The 18,236-nt window shown below is 55.5% G+C and carries 21 protein-coding genes; 4 read left to right on the forward strand and 17 right to left on the reverse strand.

Annotation, left to right across the window (positions count from 1 at the left end):
* Nucleotides 1-170 precede the first annotated feature (170 nt).
* Nucleotides 171-335: a hypothetical protein gene (locus tag AC1ROI_RS26050; RefSeq protein WP_158243836.1), complete on the forward strand. Its 165-nt coding sequence runs from the start codon at nucleotides 171-173 to the stop codon at nucleotides 333-335.
* 124 nt (nucleotides 336-459) lie between these two features.
* Here the strand turns inward: AC1ROI_RS26050 and AC1ROI_RS26055 are convergent, their stop codons facing one another.
* The 9 genes from AC1ROI_RS26055 to AC1ROI_RS26095 form a co-directional block, all read right to left on the reverse strand.
* The gene (locus AC1ROI_RS26055) at nucleotides 460-1,029 is read right to left on the reverse strand and encodes a hypothetical protein (RefSeq protein ID WP_102595605.1); all 570 of its coding nucleotides are present in this window, start codon (nucleotides 1,027-1,029) and stop codon (nucleotides 460-462) included.
* Complete coding sequence (locus AC1ROI_RS26060; protein WP_102595606.1) at nucleotides 1,026-1,463, reverse strand: hypothetical protein; 438 nt, start codon at nucleotides 1,461-1,463, stop codon at nucleotides 1,026-1,028. The genes AC1ROI_RS26055 and AC1ROI_RS26060 overlap by 4 nt, the downstream gene beginning before the upstream one ends.
* Nucleotides 1,464-1,474: 11 nt before the next feature.
* On the reverse strand, nucleotides 1,475-2,269 hold the full coding sequence (locus AC1ROI_RS26065) for a hypothetical protein (RefSeq protein WP_146012966.1): 795 nt from the start codon (nucleotides 2,267-2,269) through the stop codon (nucleotides 1,475-1,477).
* 63 nt (nucleotides 2,270-2,332) lie between these two features.
* On the reverse strand, nucleotides 2,333-2,719 hold the full coding sequence (locus tag AC1ROI_RS26070) for a hypothetical protein (RefSeq protein WP_102595608.1): 387 nt from the start codon (nucleotides 2,717-2,719) through the stop codon (nucleotides 2,333-2,335).
* Complete coding sequence (locus tag AC1ROI_RS26075; RefSeq protein WP_054076249.1) at nucleotides 2,706-3,122, reverse strand: hypothetical protein; 417 nt, start codon at nucleotides 3,120-3,122, stop codon at nucleotides 2,706-2,708. Before AC1ROI_RS26075 ends, AC1ROI_RS26070 begins: the two co-directional genes overlap by 14 nt.
* Nucleotides 3,123-3,390: 268 nt before the next feature.
* Nucleotides 3,391-4,704, reverse strand: a complete 1,314-nt coding sequence (locus tag AC1ROI_RS26080) for a type IV pilus twitching motility protein PilT (protein WP_102595609.1) — start codon at nucleotides 4,702-4,704, stop codon at nucleotides 3,391-3,393.
* On the reverse strand, nucleotides 4,701-5,558 hold the full coding sequence (locus tag AC1ROI_RS26085) for a type IV secretory system conjugative DNA transfer family protein (RefSeq protein ID WP_102595622.1): 858 nt from the start codon (nucleotides 5,556-5,558) through the stop codon (nucleotides 4,701-4,703). The genes AC1ROI_RS26080 and AC1ROI_RS26085 overlap by 4 nt, the downstream gene beginning before the upstream one ends.
* 17 nt (nucleotides 5,559-5,575) lie before the next feature.
* Complete coding sequence (locus AC1ROI_RS26090; protein ID WP_054076295.1) at nucleotides 5,576-6,064, reverse strand: DotD/TraH family lipoprotein; 489 nt, start codon at nucleotides 6,062-6,064, stop codon at nucleotides 5,576-5,578.
* A gap of 23 nt (nucleotides 6,065-6,087) precedes the next feature.
* Complete coding sequence (locus tag AC1ROI_RS26095) at nucleotides 6,088-6,711, reverse strand: hypothetical protein (protein ID WP_102595610.1); 624 nt, start codon at nucleotides 6,709-6,711, stop codon at nucleotides 6,088-6,090.
* A 121-nt stretch (nucleotides 6,712-6,832) separates the two neighbouring features.
* On the opposite strand from AC1ROI_RS26095, the gene trfA reads away from it, so the two are divergent.
* Both trfA and AC1ROI_RS26105 read left to right on the forward strand, forming a co-directional pair.
* Nucleotides 6,833-7,714: a plasmid replication initiator TrfA gene (gene trfA / locus AC1ROI_RS26100; protein WP_102595611.1), complete on the forward strand. Its 882-nt coding sequence runs from the start codon at nucleotides 6,833-6,835 to the stop codon at nucleotides 7,712-7,714.
* 39 nt (nucleotides 7,715-7,753) lie between these two features.
* Nucleotides 7,754-8,266 (forward strand): hypothetical protein, encoded by a 513-nt coding sequence (locus AC1ROI_RS26105; RefSeq protein WP_102595612.1) that lies wholly within the window; start codon nucleotides 7,754-7,756, stop codon nucleotides 8,264-8,266.
* On the opposite strand, the gene AC1ROI_RS26110 is transcribed toward AC1ROI_RS26105, so the two are convergent.
* A complete protein-coding gene (locus AC1ROI_RS26110; RefSeq protein WP_256580240.1) occupies nucleotides 8,224-9,030 on the reverse strand; it encodes a hypothetical protein in 807 nt (268 codons plus the stop codon). The genes AC1ROI_RS26105 and AC1ROI_RS26110 overlap by 43 nt on opposite strands.
* A 680-nt stretch (nucleotides 9,031-9,710) precedes the next feature.
* Here AC1ROI_RS26110 and AC1ROI_RS26115 point away from each other — a divergent pair.
* Nucleotides 9,711-11,360, forward strand: coding sequence for a DNA topoisomerase (locus AC1ROI_RS26115; protein WP_102595614.1), 1,650 nt, complete (start codon nucleotides 9,711-9,713; stop codon nucleotides 11,358-11,360).
* A 122-nt stretch (nucleotides 11,361-11,482) separates the two neighbouring features.
* On the opposite strand, the gene AC1ROI_RS26120 is transcribed toward AC1ROI_RS26115, so the two are convergent.
* From AC1ROI_RS26120 to AC1ROI_RS26150, 7 genes are read right to left on the reverse strand one after another with little or no spacing between them, the layout of a single operon-like run.
* Nucleotides 11,483-11,848 carry a hypothetical protein gene (locus AC1ROI_RS26120; protein WP_102595615.1) on the reverse strand — a complete coding sequence of 122 codons (366 nt, stop codon included), beginning with the start codon at nucleotides 11,846-11,848 and terminating at the stop codon, nucleotides 11,483-11,485.
* The gene (locus tag AC1ROI_RS26125; RefSeq protein WP_102595616.1) at nucleotides 11,845-12,309 is read right to left on the reverse strand and encodes a type IVB secretion system protein IcmW; all 465 of its coding nucleotides are present in this window, start codon (nucleotides 12,307-12,309) and stop codon (nucleotides 11,845-11,847) included. Before AC1ROI_RS26125 ends, AC1ROI_RS26120 begins: the two co-directional genes overlap by 4 nt.
* Nucleotides 12,306-14,189, reverse strand: a complete 1,884-nt coding sequence (locus AC1ROI_RS26130; RefSeq protein ID WP_173677534.1) for a secretin GspD/PilQ domain-containing protein — start codon at nucleotides 14,187-14,189, stop codon at nucleotides 12,306-12,308. Before AC1ROI_RS26130 ends, AC1ROI_RS26125 begins: the two co-directional genes overlap by 4 nt.
* A 14-nt stretch (nucleotides 14,190-14,203) precedes the next feature.
* On the reverse strand, nucleotides 14,204-15,838 hold the full coding sequence (locus AC1ROI_RS26135) for a DotH/IcmK family type IV secretion protein (RefSeq protein ID WP_102595617.1): 1,635 nt from the start codon (nucleotides 15,836-15,838) through the stop codon (nucleotides 14,204-14,206).
* Entirely contained in the window at nucleotides 15,835-16,488 is a 654-nt protein-coding gene (locus tag AC1ROI_RS26140; protein WP_102595618.1) for a DotI/IcmL family type IV secretion protein, read from the reverse strand. The genes AC1ROI_RS26135 and AC1ROI_RS26140 overlap by 4 nt, the downstream gene beginning before the upstream one ends.
* On the reverse strand, nucleotides 16,485-17,066 hold the full coding sequence (locus AC1ROI_RS26145; protein ID WP_102595619.1) for a hypothetical protein: 582 nt from the start codon (nucleotides 17,064-17,066) through the stop codon (nucleotides 16,485-16,487). The genes AC1ROI_RS26140 and AC1ROI_RS26145 overlap by 4 nt, the downstream gene beginning before the upstream one ends.
* Nucleotides 17,067-17,071: 5 nt before the next feature.
* Nucleotides 17,072-18,127 carry a ParM/StbA family protein gene (locus AC1ROI_RS26150; protein ID WP_102595620.1) on the reverse strand — a complete coding sequence of 352 codons (1,056 nt, stop codon included), beginning with the start codon at nucleotides 18,125-18,127 and terminating at the stop codon, nucleotides 17,072-17,074.
* Between the last annotated feature and the right edge of the window lie 109 nt (nucleotides 18,128-18,236).

The raw sequence follows: 18,236 nt of genomic DNA on the forward strand, positions 1-18,236 counted from the left end.
ATCTGTTCATAATTTCCCATATCTCGCAACTGCAGTAGAACTCAGCTACATCCAAGTTCACGCGGACCGGCAAGACGAGCACAATATGTTGTCCTGGGGACTCTACGAAGATCGTTTTCCTTGGCACAGCTTTCGGCGCCGTCACCAGTCCTGGCACGGACATACATCGTATGGATGATCTTTCTTTTCTTGCCGGATCCGGTGACCAGATCCACTGCAAAAGTCTTCCACTCTTTGTCCTTCCAGAACGAGTGAGCCTCGGCTTCATCGCCGAACAAAATCCGCTGCTGCAACTGGTTACCCTCTGTCTTCAGACGCAAAGGAGCGTCGATTGACAATCATATTAGGCACATGTGCCTATCAATTCAAGTAGCCATCAGTATCGAGTCACACGTTATTCTCGACCGACCAACGATGTACTTAGCGGAGAGGCTGACCCGTGGAAGTAGCGCGAAGCGGTTATCGCATGCTGGGGACCGAACCGAAATCGAGATCGTAGTCGAGCGTCTGCTCGCTCACAGGAGACTTCGGGGTCAACTCGGCGACCAGGGCATCGGTCAATCCCTCAGCTTCGTACTCGTTGCGCAAAATCGCGTGTCGGTGCCGATCGAATTCATCGACCTGGAAGACGGCCGCTATTTGCAGGAAGACCAGAGCCTGGTCAGATCCCCGCGTCCCAGTGACATCCACCAAAAGCACCGCACCCACCCTCCGGCCTTCGATCACCAGGCGAAAACTGTAGCCCAAAACCGGCCGGCCACGAGACCCCTGGACCACCCGATCGCAATGACGCGCCGAATGGAGGATGAGGTTTTCCACCAAGCCGGACGGGATCAACGGCAACTGAACCTGGTTGTCGCCACAGAGAAGCCCGTCTACGGCCCTGCTGAGCCCCTGCGCAAAAGGTTCGACCGACAGCTCGGGATCTGGCCAACACGATATGAAGAGATCACTCAGCGCATCCAGCAAAGGCGCACGCAAGGACTCTGGATGAACCAGCCTCGAACGAGGACTGGCTTTTTCTTTCATGACGGCTTGTTGGCCTGCTGGCTCAACACGCTCTGCAGCAAATCCAACACAACGAAATCATCCGTGGAGATGAGCGGGATCGCCCCGGTTTTGAAGTTCTCGCTCAACCACCGCCCATCCTTCAATGCGCGAGCCTGCACATGAATGGAGACGCCGTCAGCCCTGCCACTTTTGAACGGATTGCGTTGATCTCGGTGAGTGACCACAAGCGTGGCACCCCTGTCAGCATTTGAAGCAGAGACGAGGTACAGCGCGAACGTCCCCACAGATCTGGAGGCAAGCGGAGGATGCTTGGTCTTGACCTCAGGATTTTCAGCGAATCCTTTTTCAACAGCGGCCTGGCCGATTTGGGTAAGCCAAGCGGTTACCTCTTCCGTGAAGCGCAGATTGCCTTCACGCGTCCCGAGACCGAGAACACCGTAATCTTGGCGCATTCCTATCTCCATCACAGCTTGAACGACTCACCCATCTTGTTCAGGGACTGGTTCGCGACCCTGCGCTCACGAACACTCTGCGTTGCGCGATGCCGCTCATCTGGAGAGACGGAAACGTTCGACGAAGAATCGTTCTTGGCAGCGTGCGGAGCCGGTTTGAGCACACTGCTCAAATCAAAGCCTCGGGTAGCCCTGGCCAAACTGGCCTGTGGAACCAGGCTCAATACTTCATTGAAAAGCATGGCATTGGTGGAAGCAGTATCGGTTCGGCGCTGCGATGGGGTTTCCTTGCGCAGACTCCATTCCAGAAAGCTGAAACGCACCAGGTCGGCGAGCATCTCCTCACCGTTCAGGACTGGAAGGTTACCGTCGATGATGTTCAAGGACTGGCGGATCAGCCACAGCAGATGAATGACCACCTTGTGTGGCTCACGCTCAGCACTCCATTGACGAACACTGATCTCCTGACGACCGACAAGCAGACCGAACGCTGCCGGCGAGAGGTTCAGCCGGCCGCGCAGTTCTTCAGCCGTTTCCGTCGTGTAGAACGGCATCAATTCCGGATAGGCCGAGTAGAAACGCACGAGAACGGCCTTCGGCACGTTCACTACTTCGTCGGCCTTTTTCACCGTCATGTCGTACCAAGAGCGCCGGGACGGGATGGCGAACACCGCCTCCATCAAGTTGATGTCCAGGTGAAAACGCTCCAGGAACTCCTGCACATCTCCGCCGGTCACCGGACGATCTTCCGGCGGCCATGGCGCAGAAGATTCTGTGTGGGCATTCCGAGCTTGAGTTGCAGTCATGTGTCCTCCAACTGATATCTACTTTTGTCTATTCAATAGCATACACGATTTACGCTGATAAATTTAAGAGGGGTCGATAATTTTGAGCGCGTATTTTGCTTGGAAATCCACGAAAGGCACGTACACCGCTGCGTCCAGGTCCTCCAACATCGCGACCATTCCGGCCGGTGTGACGAACATGTACTTGCGCCAAAGCACATGCCGCCGGAGCTGGAAGTACTGCCCCTTCGTCATTTCCAGTTTGATGGCCAGAAACTCGTTCCAGAACAGGAAACAGGCCTCCGCTTCCAGAAGGGTAACGAACGAAAAGTGGGCTTGAGCTTCAGGTATCAGACTCAGAACACAGATCGCGTCGTCAGCCTCCATGCGGGGCCGGCGAATGAAATGAATCTGCGGCAGATCAACCGAGGCCTTGATCCCGAGGTACGCGGAGATTTCACAAACGGCCAACTATCACCTCCTGGCGCTCACCATCTACGATGGCGAATAGGTTGAAATCGGTCGTCAGGATCTTCAGAGCATCCGCCCAGTAGGTCTGGGTGCGCAGCCGGATACGCTCATTCTCGACGTTGGGTGACGAGTAGCGGACCTGCCAGCCGGCAGGCAAGATCCTGGCAAGGGCATCGCTCAAGGACGAATCTTTGATGTCTGCATTGACTACATAGGCCTCAGTCGGAGCCAGTGGCCGATTCAGAACAAACAGCCCGCGGGTGTTCTGGCAGTTGACCAGCCTGGTCGACCCGTCATTCACGACAACGGCATCATGGACCACCAACTCGCCCGCCTGGGCCATCGCTAAAAGCCCTTGACCGATCAGGACGACTCCGAGACCGAACGCACATTTACTTCTCATGACCTGCTCCTGAAAGGTTTTCGGCTGTTCCCAACAGTCCATCGGCGAAAGCGACGAACCATGTCGAACAGAGTGGCGTTTTGTTGCTTTGCGTAAATGATGAAGCCGATACCCAGTGCACAGAGGAGCTGAATCAACCAGAAATTCAGGAAGATCGCGATCAAGACCAACATGATCCACGATGGGTGATAGCCTAAAGCTTCCGGCTCGCCGCAAGCCCTCACGTAACTCGACGCGTCGCCCGCGACTTGGTAGACCTGAACCTGGCTCATTGAAAAGCGGCCCTCTCTTTCGAGTCCATGAACTCAATTCGGTCCAACTCGGCTTTGGCCAGGCGACCGTCCTTGTAGACCTCACGGGCCTCGTCAACCATCAAACGCCCGTGAGACTCCATCACCTTGCGCAGTTCATGACTCAGGTTCTTCGCCGAGCGAAGCCGGTCTTTGATCTGCCCATCAAAAATCAGTCTTTCACGCAAGGCCACACGGCGGCCATCCGGCCCCTGCCGAAGCAGCTGACTAACGATCATCGAAAGGTTGTCCACCAAGTCGTACTGGACGGCAGGAATTTCCTCGGGAGTGAACGCCTGCAGGATCCGCGTCACGGTCTGTACCGCGGTCGACGTATGCAGTGTGGATAGTCCGCCGTGCCCCGTAAGACTGATTTCGATCGCAGCTTTCATGGTTGCTTTGTCGCGCATCTCACCAACCAGCACCAGGTCAGGGTCGCAGCGCAGTGCAGTTTCCACGGCGTAGGAGAAACTGGACAGCATCCTGGGTACTTCCCATTGAGTCACCTCCGAGAACGGACGCGGATACTCCGAATGCAGGTACTCGATTGGAGATTCGATGGTGATCAGATGATCGCTGTGGAGCGGCGACTGCAACCGATGTCGCAATAGGGCAGCCAACGAAGTGGACTTCCCTGAACCGGTGGGGCCAGTGACCAGTATCAAACCACGGTCCAGCTTCATCACGCTGTCGACGATGTCATCCTGCAGATAGACTTCTGCCACCGTCGGCGGGTCAATGGTGATGCGGCGCATCACGATGCGAAACCCAATACCGTCATAACTGCCACGCAGCGTCACACATACCCGCCAACGGGAGCCCATTTTGGAGCCCTGACGGCAGGTGTAGGCAAAGTCGCGCCGCTCACCGCCCAGCACAGAGGTGACGATCGAGGATGAGTGATACAACACACTCATCACTGTCCGCACTTCGTCGTTTGTGAGGGCACGATGAGTGAGCCGGTAGATGGTTCCCTGGACACGCATTGTGAGGGGTTCACCATCACCGAACTTGAGATCCGCGGTTTCTTTATCGTGCACGTAGGCAAGCAGATCATCCACATCTTGCTGCGACTTGAATGATTCGGGTGGGGTATACAGCTGCCCCCTGCTCAAAGTGTCAGGCAGCATGTCTTCTGCGCGGCGCCGGCGATCCTGGAGCCGCTGCATGTCATCACTGACCAGATGCTGGAGATCGCGCGCAGCTTCAGGGTTTCGCTCTACCATCGTCTCGTAGAATTGGCGCTGCTCATCCTGATTGAAACCACCAGAGGCTAAGGTGTCATCGTTCATTTTTCACCTGGTGCCTTGAAGCCATAGTCAAGGGCCTTCCAACGCCCGGGTTCAGACACGAAGTAAGCATCTTTCGAGATGATTTCCTCGCGAACACCGATCAACAATTCATCGCCACTTTCCGAGGTGATGACCTCACCCGGGCGGCGCTCGATAACCTGCGGAGGATCAATCATCCCGTGGAGCGCCAAGAGCCGGTAAAGGACCATGCCGCGGAAGCCGCGCTGCAGGGCTTCCAGCCGCAGATCAGCTTCGTCTATGGCCATGCTTCGACCTTCCTCCCACCCCTCGCGCATTGCCTTGTCCCAGCGCTCACTTTCTTCACTGGTGCGGGGAAGCAATGTTTCCCGGGGAAGCGGCGGTTTGGCCATGTCATCCGGCAAAAGAAAATCACGCCACGTCAGCGCCGTGTTGCGAAACCTTGCCTGAACCATGGTTCGAAAATTTTTGTCGACCAGTTTTCGCAACCGGCCGTCATCTTCGATCGCGCGATAATCTTCAGCTGAGTCCAAGATTGGCGGTTGGAGTGTCCCGGACCTCAAATACAAGCGGCCGAACGGGAAGCTTTGATCGAGCTGCACGGACTGATTGTCCAGCAGCCGTGCCTGTGCCAGCCAGCGGTTATACCGGCCCAGTTGCACACCGTAGTTACGACCGGCCTCGCTCATTAACTGAATACGCGCGAGCTCTTGTCGCTTGTCGTCGTCCATTGTCGGGCTGGGTGCTTCCTTGGCCTTTTTCTTCACTTCCACCAGCGCCTGCTCCGGCGATATCGCCTCTTCTTGAGCGATGCTGTCACCCAGCACATGGAAGCTGGCCATCCCCAGCATTAGGCCCAGCAGCACGGTTTTCATTTTCAGGATCCCCATCGTCAAAGCTGCCTTGCAGCCAAGACTACGGTCTTGGTTGCTGCATAGACGTGAAGCTTCATGTCCGTGGGCACCTGGTCCATAACCTGAGCCATCACTTCTTTCAAGGTTCGCCCCTTGCCCTCAATGTTCACCATCGGCGGATTGCTTGGGAGCGTGACTGCAGGGACAAACTTGTACCCGGCCAGGTTTGCTACCCGCTCAATGGCTTTCGGATAAGGCAGCGTGAAGACCTCTTGGGTCGTACGGTCGAAGCCAGGCACAACCGCTGCCACGGAGACGGCTTCACGCTGGCGATCCAAAGCAGTGCGCTTTTGATCGGCGATCGCATTTTCTGCACGGGAGAGGCGTTCGAGGTCGCGCTGCGCTAGTTCTGCCGCGGCTGCCAAGCGACCCACAAAGGGGTCATTGTTCAAGTTCTCCGCCGGCGGAGGTTTTGTGACACAGCCTGCCAGGCACAGGACGAACGAAATGGTGAGACTTTTTTTCATGCAATTACTCTCCGCCGCTAACTTCAACTTGGGGCAATGATCAGAGGCAATGTGAATTTCCTGCCCTGCATTTCGAATTCGGCCATGCCATCTTTTTCGCCGATGAAACGGCAGTTCACGCCGTACACCTGCTCGCTAGCAGAAACCACACGCACAACGCCATCAGCCGCCAAATACACAAGGGCGCCGTTCTCACGAAACCTGATCGGTGACAGCAACATGCGTCCCTGAGCTTCGCTTTTCCCTTTCGGGTCCGACTCCTTTTTTGATGGATCAGTTGGACCAGGAGCGGCAGCGCCGCTAAAAAACGCCTGCAGGCTCGTTGGAACCGGTAATGGCGCATCAACCCGGGGAGGTGTCGGCAGGGGCGGCAGAAATGACTCCACCTTTGTCACCCCCTCCTCCCGCGCTGGACCAAAATTCACAGCACTGACGACAGCGCTCAGCGCCGCATTCGTTGCGCGCAGCCGGTCGACCTCATCAAGCTTTTTCTGAACAGCGATCGGAAGCTCCACGGCAGACTGAGGTTCATTCCCCAACGCGTCCAAGGCTGCGGAGACATTGAGGCTCGACTGATACATCTGGACATTGAGACCAAGTAGGGAGCCCAGGATCGAAATTTGCAGCCAAGGTAGTTTCTGCATCATAGGTCGGATGCCAATAGGATTTCGTTCAATATAGTAATCTCAAAACTATACTTTTCCAAGTTTGTATTTTGGTATAAATTTTATCAGACTAGGCCCATCAACCCATACAAGGCCCCTGTTCATGAATGATCCATTGCACCAGGCACTCGCGCTTGAACGGCGGGCAGCCGACCGCACTGCTTCGAAGGCGAGCAACCTTTCTCTGGAGCTTTTTGCCCAAGGCGACCTGCTTCCCCCGGTCGCTGAATTTGATAACAATGCACTGCCGGAGTGGAGCGACAGCGTTAGAGGCGTTCCCAATGCGATCATCCGCGGGGCGCTCTTCGCGGCAATTCAGGGCAAGACACGGCGTTATATGAAGGGTGAGGTCATCGAGCAAGGCGATGGGATGACGATTCGGTTCACCGGCATGCAGTTGGATCAGTCTGACCTCGACGTATGGGAAACACTGATCCACATCTCTCGACACACCCCAAAGGGAGAAAAGTTCTATGTCCATGCCGGGGCCATTCTTTCCTATCTTGGCCGGCCGCGGGGTGGGGACCATTACCGCTGGCTTAACGAGTCCATCGATCGAATGGTTTCCGGAGCGGTAAGAATCACTTTTGATGATCGATACAGCTACTCGTCGACGATGCTCAAGACATGGAAAGATGGTCTGACGCAGGAGTATTTCATCCAACTCGACGAACAACTCTTGTCGCTGTACTCCCTGGGCTGGACCCAAATCAACTGGGCACAGCGAGACGCACTCCGCGGCAAACCCGTCGCGCTTTGGCTGCATGGCTGGTATTGCAGTCACACCTCTCCTGAAGACATTTCCATTGCCCGCATCCAACAATTGTGCGGCTCAAGCAATCGCAACCGTGACTCTTTTAAAACCAAGGTGCGTGCCGCATTGGAAGAAATTAAGAACATTGGCGCGATCGCAAACTTCAATATTTCTCGTAACGGCGTGGTGCACGTTGAGCGATACCCTCTCAATACCCTTCCAGGGTTTTAACCCGGCTGCAGCGCATTGATCGTCAAGGCAGGAATAAACATGGCCCACGAAACCGCACTCACCAGCTTGAACCTCACACAACGTATCCTGCGCAAGGCGAGTCGACTGCTATCGCCTAAAAGCCTCCAGAACCAGGAGCCGCATCCAAGCTTGATGGGACAGCAGCTGCACGGCGCGCTGACCTTGCTTCATACACAGAACGATGCGTTTCGCAGAGCCCTGAGCAATCCGCAGATGACGCTTGTAATTTGGTTTGAAGACCGAACAGGTTGTCAGGTAAGCGCAGCGCAGTGTGACGATCGCACCTCAAGAGGAATGCCTGAGACCGCGCTTGAGATGATCCTGGGCGTAACCACGACTCTCGAACGACGCTACATCGCAAACGGGGTATTGCACGGGATCAAAGTCACACTCCCAGAGTCCATCTGCGAGCACTTCTCTTCCGTTCTCCGCGACGTCGGTCAGCGCCACGGAACCCGCGCGTGGATTAGAAACTATTCCGAACCCGCCTATGCAAAAGCCTGGGACGGGAAGGTAGATTTCTTCAGCTGACTGTACGCCTCACAGCGCAGCACTTCTCGAACGGCCCGGGTTCGCGTTGAGTCAAGCGGCCACTGCCTACCCGCCTCTCTGAAAGCAGCTGCAGCACCACTGATCTGACGGATCCGCGAGCGGAGCCAGTTTGCATCGGCAGTGTACTGCGCTGCTGGATTGTTCTGCAGCAGAGCGCAGAGCTTCAATCTCAACTCACTTGTCAGCCTGACTCTTCCCAAGATGTGGAAGTCATGATGGCGCAAAGTGGAGCAATCCTCCGGGCTCATCGCCTCAAGGTTCGATGGAATGCCGGCACATATGCGGTCGGTCCCAAAGATTCGCACGGCCCGCTCCAGCATTTGCCCGGCCGACAGCCACCCTCTTTGAAGAGGCACGATTACGCGAGCCCCCGCCTGGGCCCAGATCCGCACCTTTGCGGCGTGTTCAGCCCAGAGCGCCAGGCTCGCAGCCTGGTCCCCGATCACATCTGGCGCAACGATACTGACCCCTTCAGGCCTTTCGGTATGCCCGAGAACGGTATCGTAAACGCTGAAGACCTTGGCCCAATCCACTTCGACCCCCTTCTGAAACGCAGTGAAAGCGCCGGAGTCGATAAACACCGCTCCCCCGCCATCGAGATATCGCGGCAGGACCAGGATCTGCTGCGACAGGTTCAGGAGCGTGGCCACCACACCTACCGGCGCGAGCTCCTCAACTGCGGCACGAAGATCGCTTTTTGAAGACATTCCAGAATGAAACGCAATATGCCAATTATGGTCCACCAGCCATCCCTCAGGCACCAAACTGCCATGAACAAATAGACCTCAATTTTACTAACGTATACCTGATTGTAAATCGTAGAAATAATTAATTTTTATAACAGCATTCCTTGTTGGCTCGCATGACTAAACATGAATGAAACTAATCATAATCGACGCAGCACACCTAATTCTGCGGTACTAATGGCCAATGTTTACTGGGAACGCCAATATTACGTCTCCGTTAAAATGAGCGAACATCATCATCGAGTCACTTATCCACAACCATCGTCATCCGAGGTGGTTTGAGCCGACCTCTCTACGTCATGCGAGATAGGTTGCGAACACTCAGGCTGAACGCTGTCGTCACGCGAGGTAGGGAGTCGTCATGCGAGGTAAGGACCTCGTCATACGAGGTAGAAATCCTTCGTCATGCGAGGTAGGTCGAACTCGTCATGCGAGGTGGTTTCTGTCGCCATCGCACGACATAACTATCTGTTTTTGTTGATATTTTTAGTTTTCGCTATTCGCCCTATATGTTTAATAAAAAGATATATATATGTAAAAAGGCCATGCACCCTGGTCACCAGCAAAGCGACCGTCGTGACAGCCTTTCGACTGCCACCTTTCCAATGACAAAACTGTCGACTCAGGCCTAGAATGTTGAACATACGGTTTTGTTTCGCGATTACGGTGTTAACACAATGAGTGAAATGGTAGTGGTCATCGAAGCGCCCGGGAAAATTCGACCACTTCGAAAAATCTTGGCCGAACTACGCATCAACGCCCAGGTCCACGCTACCGGAGGCGCGCTGTACGACATGCCCCAAGATGTACTGGGGCTTGATCCTAACGACCTGACCCCCGAGCGCTGGACCCCAACCTCCTCGCGTACCATCCAACACCTGACGAAACAATTCAAAGACGCCAAGCGCATTGTCGTTATGACCGACGGCGATCCAGACGGTGAATTGATCTCTGCGCAGGTGAATAGCGTCATGGTCGCCTCTGGGTCAGAGGCAATTGTCGAACGTGTGACAACGTCCGCACTGAATGCTGAAGCCGTCAAAATCGCGCTGCAGTCACCCCGGGCGATTGATCGCAAGGTGTGTGTTGCAGTGATGGCCCGTCGAGCAATCGACAGAGCAATCGGTTTTCTCTGCAGCAACCCGAATGCATCTGGTCAAGTCGCAGGGCGGGTGAGCAGCAAAATCATCAGCACCATCGATCGAGCACCATTGAAAACGATCAAAGTTGCAGGGACACACCCTGCGCAACCAGGCTGGCGTATTTGGGGTAAAGGCACGTCGACCAAGCGGGAGTCACTGAAAGCAATAGAAACGGCGTTCCGAAACATGGACCCCGAATTGATGGGCTTCAGTCGAGAAACCACCATCAGCAAACCGGCGCCGGCAATGCTCAATGGTGCGGATGCACTCACACTTGTAGCCAACCAACTCAACATCCCTCTAGCGGAAGCCGAGAAGCTTATGCAAACGGCTTATGAGCGCGGAGCGATTAGTTACCCAAGAACCGATTCCAGGGACATTTCTCCGCGGACCAGGACGATGCTCGAAGACGCGATGCGCACCTTCGGGCGTCGCGTGGGGCGTTCCAAACCCGGCAGCGAGGGCTTCAGCGGGTCCATAGCGGCGCACGAGGCTGTTTATCCATGCTCTCCCATCAAATTCAACTCATCGAGCCTGACAGGGCTCTCCAGGCTCGACTCGACAATTGCCATCATTACTCGCCGCGCCTTCGCATCGCTGTCGCCTGATGCCAGGGTTAAAACGATCGAAATCGAACCGGACGCTATTTCTTCATTCCTCTCGAAAAAAGGCCTTCCGCCTGTGCAAGTCCGCATTTGGAAGGACATCCCTGAGACCGCCGGTTGGTTAACAGTGGAGAGGGAGTTCTTGAGACCAGTGCAACTCACCAACATCCCGCTCGACAGCGCGATCATGGAGCGAATGGTTGAACAGAATATCGGGAGGCCGTCCACGATCGTGGGGCACATAGGTAAAGCGCTGAACCGTGGTTGGGTTCATGAAAACGGGACACTTTCCGGCAAGGGCCAGACGGTACATGCATACTTGCAGCAGAATTATCCGGAACTTCTGATCCCGCATGAACTGGATCGATTCCTTGCCCAGGCTGGTTTCGACCAGGTGAATCAGGCGGTGCTGGCTGGCATAAATGACGTTGGATTGGATTTCAAGATGCTGCAGCACTTGGCAAGAGAGGCTTCGATGGGAGTCGGCACATCGTTCCGACCGGATGCCGATGCCGATGAGAGCGGCTTGCCGACTTACGCTCCCGAGGAAGATGTCGAAATGGCAATCGGGGCACCATAGGCATGTACGCAAAGTCACATATTTGTGATTATCTGTACATCACGGCACTGAAACGATAGTGTCCCGCGTCTACCCCATAAAAAAAGGAGCCTACGAGGGCTCCTTTTTACGTTGCAACCAGGTCAGCTCAGATCGATGCGCAGGACAAAGTCCAGGACCACTTCCATCGCTTCCTCGCTGAAAATCGCCCAAGCCCGGCTCACAGGATCCTCAGCATTGACCGGAACGCCCAGAACCTGTTTGCCATCTATCCAGTAGCAGTGGATATCGAGTGCTGCAAACAGGACGGCAACTCTCCTGAAGAGCTGTATCCGGGCATCATCTTCAGGGTCGTAGCGGTAGGCGAACGGAATGTCGTACTCCTGGGGCAAGGCCTGACCAGGTGTCGCAGGTAGTTTGTGCTTTTCCGCTACAGCCAGCACCTGCCTGGCGACCTCGCCAATCACTGGATCATTGGTCCAGACATTGAGTGAATCGTAGGTGTTCATTTTAAGGTGGCTCCCCCGCCGGTGATTTCCGTCACAATGTCTTTAAGGATCTGATAGCGCGCAATCATCCTCGCACGCTGCCAGATAACGCTGCAGTTTTCATCATGACGAAAATTTTGGTGCGCGTGCTCCAGCAATGCGTACGGCAGTTCGAAAGACCTTTCGCCTAACCATTCGAAAAATTTGGATGATGCCGAACAAGGCAACGCCGCGGCCGCCGCGGTGAGCTGCGAAACACCCTCCTGAACCAATGCATTCTCCAGTCCATTGCTTTGCTCGAACGTGTGCAGCAACTGCGCTATGTCGGAATATAGGGTGCTCAATCCATGATCGACATCCTGCAGTGACCAGTGCTCCTTGTTGTCCATTTCTTGAAAGAACGACAGCAGTTTTGGTTCACGCTCGGCCCAAAACGCCTGGACTGCACCAGGCGTAAGGTCAACCCCATGACGGGAGGTCATGCACCTGGTCTCCGCTCGTTGCCGCGCTCATAAACACGAGCGGTCAACACGAAATAATAGGTCGAGACGCGGTTCTGACTTTTGGTCGAACCAATCAGGCCGGCCAATGGCCCAGCTTTTTCATACCCTGTCACGCCAGATCCGGAGTTGGTCTCGTCAGTTTCCATTTGGCCACCGATGATGATGGTGTCGCCATCCCGAAGCAGTGCTTCACCGTTGTAATCGATGTTTGCAGGAAGCGTGATTTGTGTCGGTACTTTCGTCGTCCCGTTTGCGTCGGTCAGGTACTGATCAATCGTTTTAACCTGCGATCGCACCGCAACGTTGAGGGTCAACTGTGTCCGGATGATGCCAGTTTCCAAATCGATTTTTGGATTGACCCGGAGCAAGGTCCCGAAACGAATCGGAATCTGCGTGTTGGTCGTCGCCACAGAACTGCTCTGTGTGCCGGCGACCGCGCTCTGACTGACCTGGCTGAACAAATCCGTTTCAATACGACGAAACTCCGCCGGCGCGCCCGACGTGGTCGCGATGGCAGGACGCTGAGTAACGGTTACGTCACCGATCGAGGACAGGTAATTCACAAAAAGATTTGCCGGGTTCCCCTTCAGGACCGACAGACCCAACCCAGTCGAGCCAATCACGCTACCACCTGGTGTCATCACGGGTGGACTACCTGGCGTTCCCGGCATGCTCGGCGAAATGGTGATACCGCCGGCTGGGTTGTTGTTGATGATCATGCCAAGCTTGCCATTGGCGAACGAAGCAAAGGCGGTGAGATCGAGGCCTTCTGACTTGTCTTTCGTAGTCGATACGAGGATCAATCGACCCTCAAAGTGAATCGCTGTATTGAACTCGCGCGATACGCCCTTGATGTACTCGTCGATTTCATTCTGCAGCCACTTCGGAGCCTGCACAGTAATCGTGCCGGTATCTGGGTTGACGCTGACGGTGCCCAGTTTTTGCGAGCGATACATGTCCGTGGACCTGGACGCGTCTGCTGCGGCCATCGGCTCCATGTTGCCAACCGGCAGCGGCGGCATCCCGTTGATGGGCATGCCGGCCGCAGTGTTGATGACACCTGGCACCACCGTGTTGCTGCTGACCGGAACCAGAACAGAAACCCGGTTTTCGAGCTCCTCTTTCATTGACTTCCAAAAGTCGGATTTCGATTCCAACTTCGAGGTGCCAGAACGCTCACCCTCAGAGCCTTCACCGCCGTTGCCAGATCCTGAGCTTTGCGGGATACCACCCAAGCCGCCGCCGCCCATGCCGGAAGAGCCATTGGCACTCGACGCAGAGTTGAGCGAGCTGGCCAGCGAAGCGCCGACATCGAGCGTGCCGCTCAGGGAAGCAGACGTGAAGTTGGTGGAGCGCTGGGAGTTGATGTTCAGCGTCCACTGCTTGGCCCGCATTGGCACGATGGTGACAATGCGGCGGTCGTTGTCGACCACATAATCGAGCCCCATTGAAGGAAAAATAAGGCGCATCGCGGTTTCGGCATCGACATTGGTAAAACCGTACCCGGCGTAGGTGTAGGTATCCAGTGGCATCGTACTGGTGATATTCAGGCCTTGGCTGAGCAGCGATTTGGCCAGCTCATTGCCATTGACCGGTTTGTTGATGGCCAGCGAGATCCGTTTGTCCTGGAGCCATGGTGAGCGGACCAGGGGCATAGTCTTGCCGGTCATCAAAGGACCGTTGGTGATCTTGATGCGTTGATTACGTTGCGACTGCTCGCTTTGCGCCTTCAACTCTGCAAGTTCATCCATCATCTTGCTGTAACTGCCCCCCTCTGCCCCCTTGGGGATATTCTGCAGACACCCCGAGAGGGTCGCACCGATAACGCTTGCCAGCATAAGTTTTGCGAAATTGTTCATTGGGCGATCTCTCGTTAGTGAAGCCAAACTTTCTTTTCGAGTGGGCTGATTTCTACGTTGAACCGGTAGGGATCCGCGTAGGGTTCAAGGAACTTGGCCACTGCCTCTTGCGGTGTTGCGGCGCTGATGACATAGCCGCCTTGAATTTCCTTGTCCTGTTCACCCAGGTCCCACAGCGGCGTTTTCCAGTTGAGTTCCTGTGTCATTCGGAAGAGGTTTTCGTAAAGGCCACCGCTGCGAACGTTGAACGTCACACCCGGTGCCGTTGGCGCTGCGGCCGCGGTTGGGGTAGCCACTGTGGCAACAGGTACGATCGCCGGCGGAAGAACTTTGGTGGCCGCGGTACTGGCTGCGACAGTCGAAGAGCCCGTCGAGAATGTTTTGGTTGTCAGCGGTTTATCCGCTGCAGGCGTACCCACGCTTACACCAGGTGCTGGTTGATTCGGAACTGGCGGGACGGGACGACTGCGGTGCGTAGCTTCAATAAGGCGTGCTGCAGCATCCTTGTTCAGACTCAAGTCACTCACGATCTGAACACGGTTCGCACGTACACCCTTGCCGTCGAAGGATTCGTAAGTGGCACTCGTTTCCTGGCGGCCCGACGCGCCCGGGTTGATTTTTTGAACGCGATCCCGGCCTACCAGCCCCAGTGGTTCGTCAAAAGGCAAAGCGCTATCCATCGGCGGCCTAGCCGGTGAGGTGCGCTTGACAGTCATGGTCTTTGACCCGTCACGTCCGGCAAGAATGTCTGCTGGGTTTTCGAGCGACACCGAGTACTCGACTCCCGCGGCATCCCGTGTGCGGATCATCAACGGGATAGGTTTTCGATAGCGGTATACCCGCGAAACCCCGTCGGGATCACGAGTCTCGGTCAACCAGTCTGGTCCGACCATCGACGCGCCACGCAGGCGAATGATCGCGTCATCGCGATTTGGTGATAACCAATAGCTGACGCTGAAGGGCAAATTCGCAGTATCGCTGACCTTCAACGTGGTCCAGTTTTTCCCAGGAGACTGTCCCAGAGCGTTCATCAACTGGTGATCAATAGCGACGCGGTTGGGCTGCAGCAAGGGCGAGCTGCCCTTCGGTACGCCGTCAACAATCAGTTTTAGGCTGTCCTTCACACCGTCGGTGGGATCGGCCGAGACCTTAACGTAGAGCTTGATTGCCTCATTACGGTCTTTGAGATACAGAATTACGTTGGTGTTGACCCAGGGCTTCTGCGGGTGAATTTCCACCGCACCAGAGTCTTCAACCAGCTGAACGTCGATCACCGAATCATCCCCTGCGCGGGCTCGGCGAATCGGCCATGGCGCGCCGTTCTCTCCCACCACCATGACGGAGGTCAGATAGCCGAGCTGTAGGGTGACCGACTTGGTCTTTCCTCCATCGGTCAAGTCAATGATTTGCTCCGGGCTAGTGGCCGTAGCTCCGGCGGGCAATTGCGGCGCCAAACTTTTTCGTTCGTTACGCAGGTACTCTTCCACCGCAGCTTGTTGCTTTACCGTCATTGGGCTATTGCGCTTGAGGACGGTGTCTACGAGTGGATCGCCTGTACGGGGGGCATCACTGAAGGCTGGCTCTCCGTCCGCATGAGCCGTCGAAGCAAACGCTGCGAGAAACATCAAAGTCCAGGTATTGATATTCATGTCTTGTTGACCTTCACTCGAATTGCATGCACTGCAAGACCGTCAGCGCGGTTGGCCTGGTCAATGCGTAAGAGGTCGACTTCGATGGACCCACGGCGCGGCTGGTTTACGTTGCCGTTGAAAACGATGTCGATTGGATGGGTGATGGTGTAGGACTGCCGTGCTACCCCGTCGGTGACCTTCACTGACTTGTCCACGAACTCGCCAGGACCAGGCGTAGCAGCGAGCACGAGGCGAGTTTTAGGATCTCTCAAGAGCTCCATCAAACCGGCCCGTTCGAACGCGGCCAAGTAGCTGCTGTAGCCGGGATCAGTAAAACAGGTGCGTTGAGCTTCTGCCTGCTGACGTCTGTAGTTCACATAGTCGAGCTGGAACATCCGAATGACGCAGGTGGAACTGAAGTTCAGCGCCTTCTCCTCCCCACCGATAGGGGAATCTAGCGGGGTCAACTGAAACAGGGAGCCGTTGTGAGTCGTAGCGAAATACTCTCGCTTGATCGATTCGATTTTATTTTTTGCGTACCAGATGGTGCCCCCCAGTCCTACACTCAAACCAACCACCAAGGCGATCAGCACGCAAATGAGGTACAGAAAAATCTTACTTTTGAAAACGATTGCGCCGACCAGCTGATCGTCATTGACGTTGTTCATGTCGCACTTCCTTTGGATGTTGATTCAGACCAGGCCAGACTCGAAGCCAAGGGATGGCGAACGCCTTTTTCTACCGGGGCCACAGGTGCTGAACCAATCAACTGCTCCTGCCAACTTGGCTGACTAGACGCTATTTCATTTGAACGAGCCGGCTCCACCGGCTCGCTCGTCTGCGGCAGATCGACCTCAACAGCAACAGCCTGGGGGGTTAAAGGTTGGGAGATATCTGCTGCCTGCTGGGCAATGTGCGTCTCTCTGACGTGCACAGGCGCAGGGATGATTGCTGCAGGTGCAGGTGAGGGGCCGGCCGCCGGTGCTAGTGCCGCCGGCGCCGGAGTGGCTTCCTGCACCGGTTTCGGGTGCATTTGCAATTCCACCGGCCGCTCTTTTAGAAGACCGAGCAAGACACGCTTGAAGGCGTATCGATCAGCTTCGTCTTCCGAAATTTCTTCAAAGAGTTCCTTGGCCTCTTCTGCGATCTTGTCGATCAGACGGAGTGCTTCACCTTCCACGGGATCCATAGGATCCAGTGAGAAGCGAAACTGGCGACGCTTTAACGAACGCTTCGCGCGTGCCATGGCAGTTACTCCTGAGTCGCTGCCAGGTGCCGGGCAAGCTTGTAGTTGCCCTTGGCATTAGCGTACTGAGGGTCATCAACCACGATGGACTGCGCGCGGCCGATTTCGACACCTTTCAGGTCATCCCGGAGCATTTCGGTGGTGCCGCCGGCGAATAGCACGCGGCGCAATTCGTCACGGCGCCGGGAGACGATCTTCTCAACACGAGGGACGATTTCGTTCACGATGGCGCGCGTTTCGATGGCGACGATGTCGCGAATGTTTTCCTCGCTGTTACCAATCTTCAGTCTCGAACCGTTTTCACGGATTGCCTGCTCAACAGCATACAAAGGCGGTGTGCGCATCAACCCCATGCGATCCTTCACGGTATTGGCAACACGCTCGTACAGGTGAAGCGCGCCGACCTCGAACGAATCAGAGTTGCCGCCGAAGACCAGAACCCCGTTTTCAAACAGCGCGAGGTCCGTGGTGTTGCCACCGATATCGACCACAACGTCCAGGCCCTCAGGCTCAACCTGAAACATCCCCTCCTCGTCCATCATGTAGTCGAGGTAAACAGCGACCCCTTCCGCCGTGCCATTGAGATTGGCGAAAACCGATCCACCCCGGGGCAATTGCAACCCTTCGCGCCCGGCTGACAGTACGGACGCTGGCTGTCGCCAAGCCTTCACCCGGGCCTTGATAAGATCGGAATTGACTTCCCCGCGGGAGTTGTAAAAAACATTGAGTGGCATGCCGAAAACTGCATCGACCTCGGCGTTTGAAAGATCGCCGAACTCCTGCACCAGGATCGCCAGCACGAGTGCAGCGTTCATGTCGGAGCTGTAGTAGCTGCCGAAGCGAGTATCGAGAGGTGACTCGACCCGCGGGCCAACCGCATAAACACTGCTGCCGACCTGAATGACGATTTCGTCAGGACCCTTTGTCGCGCCGCCCAGACTGATACCGACCTGTGGTTTGGTGGAAACTGTGCTGCGGATGGAGATTTTCCGTCCGTTGCCGGCGTAAAGCTTGGCGTGGTTGCAACCGATATCTGCACCCACCGTAATCTTCTGAATCATGCTTTCTCTCCACAAAAATAGAATCGTATCGGCTTTATCTTTTTGTTTTACCGTCGCACTCTCGAATGCAAACAAATCTTAGCCGTTTGCTGCGATCAGCACAACTGCG

It is taken from the genome of Pseudomonas sp. GW823-FHT02C02 (assembly GCF_058797635.1).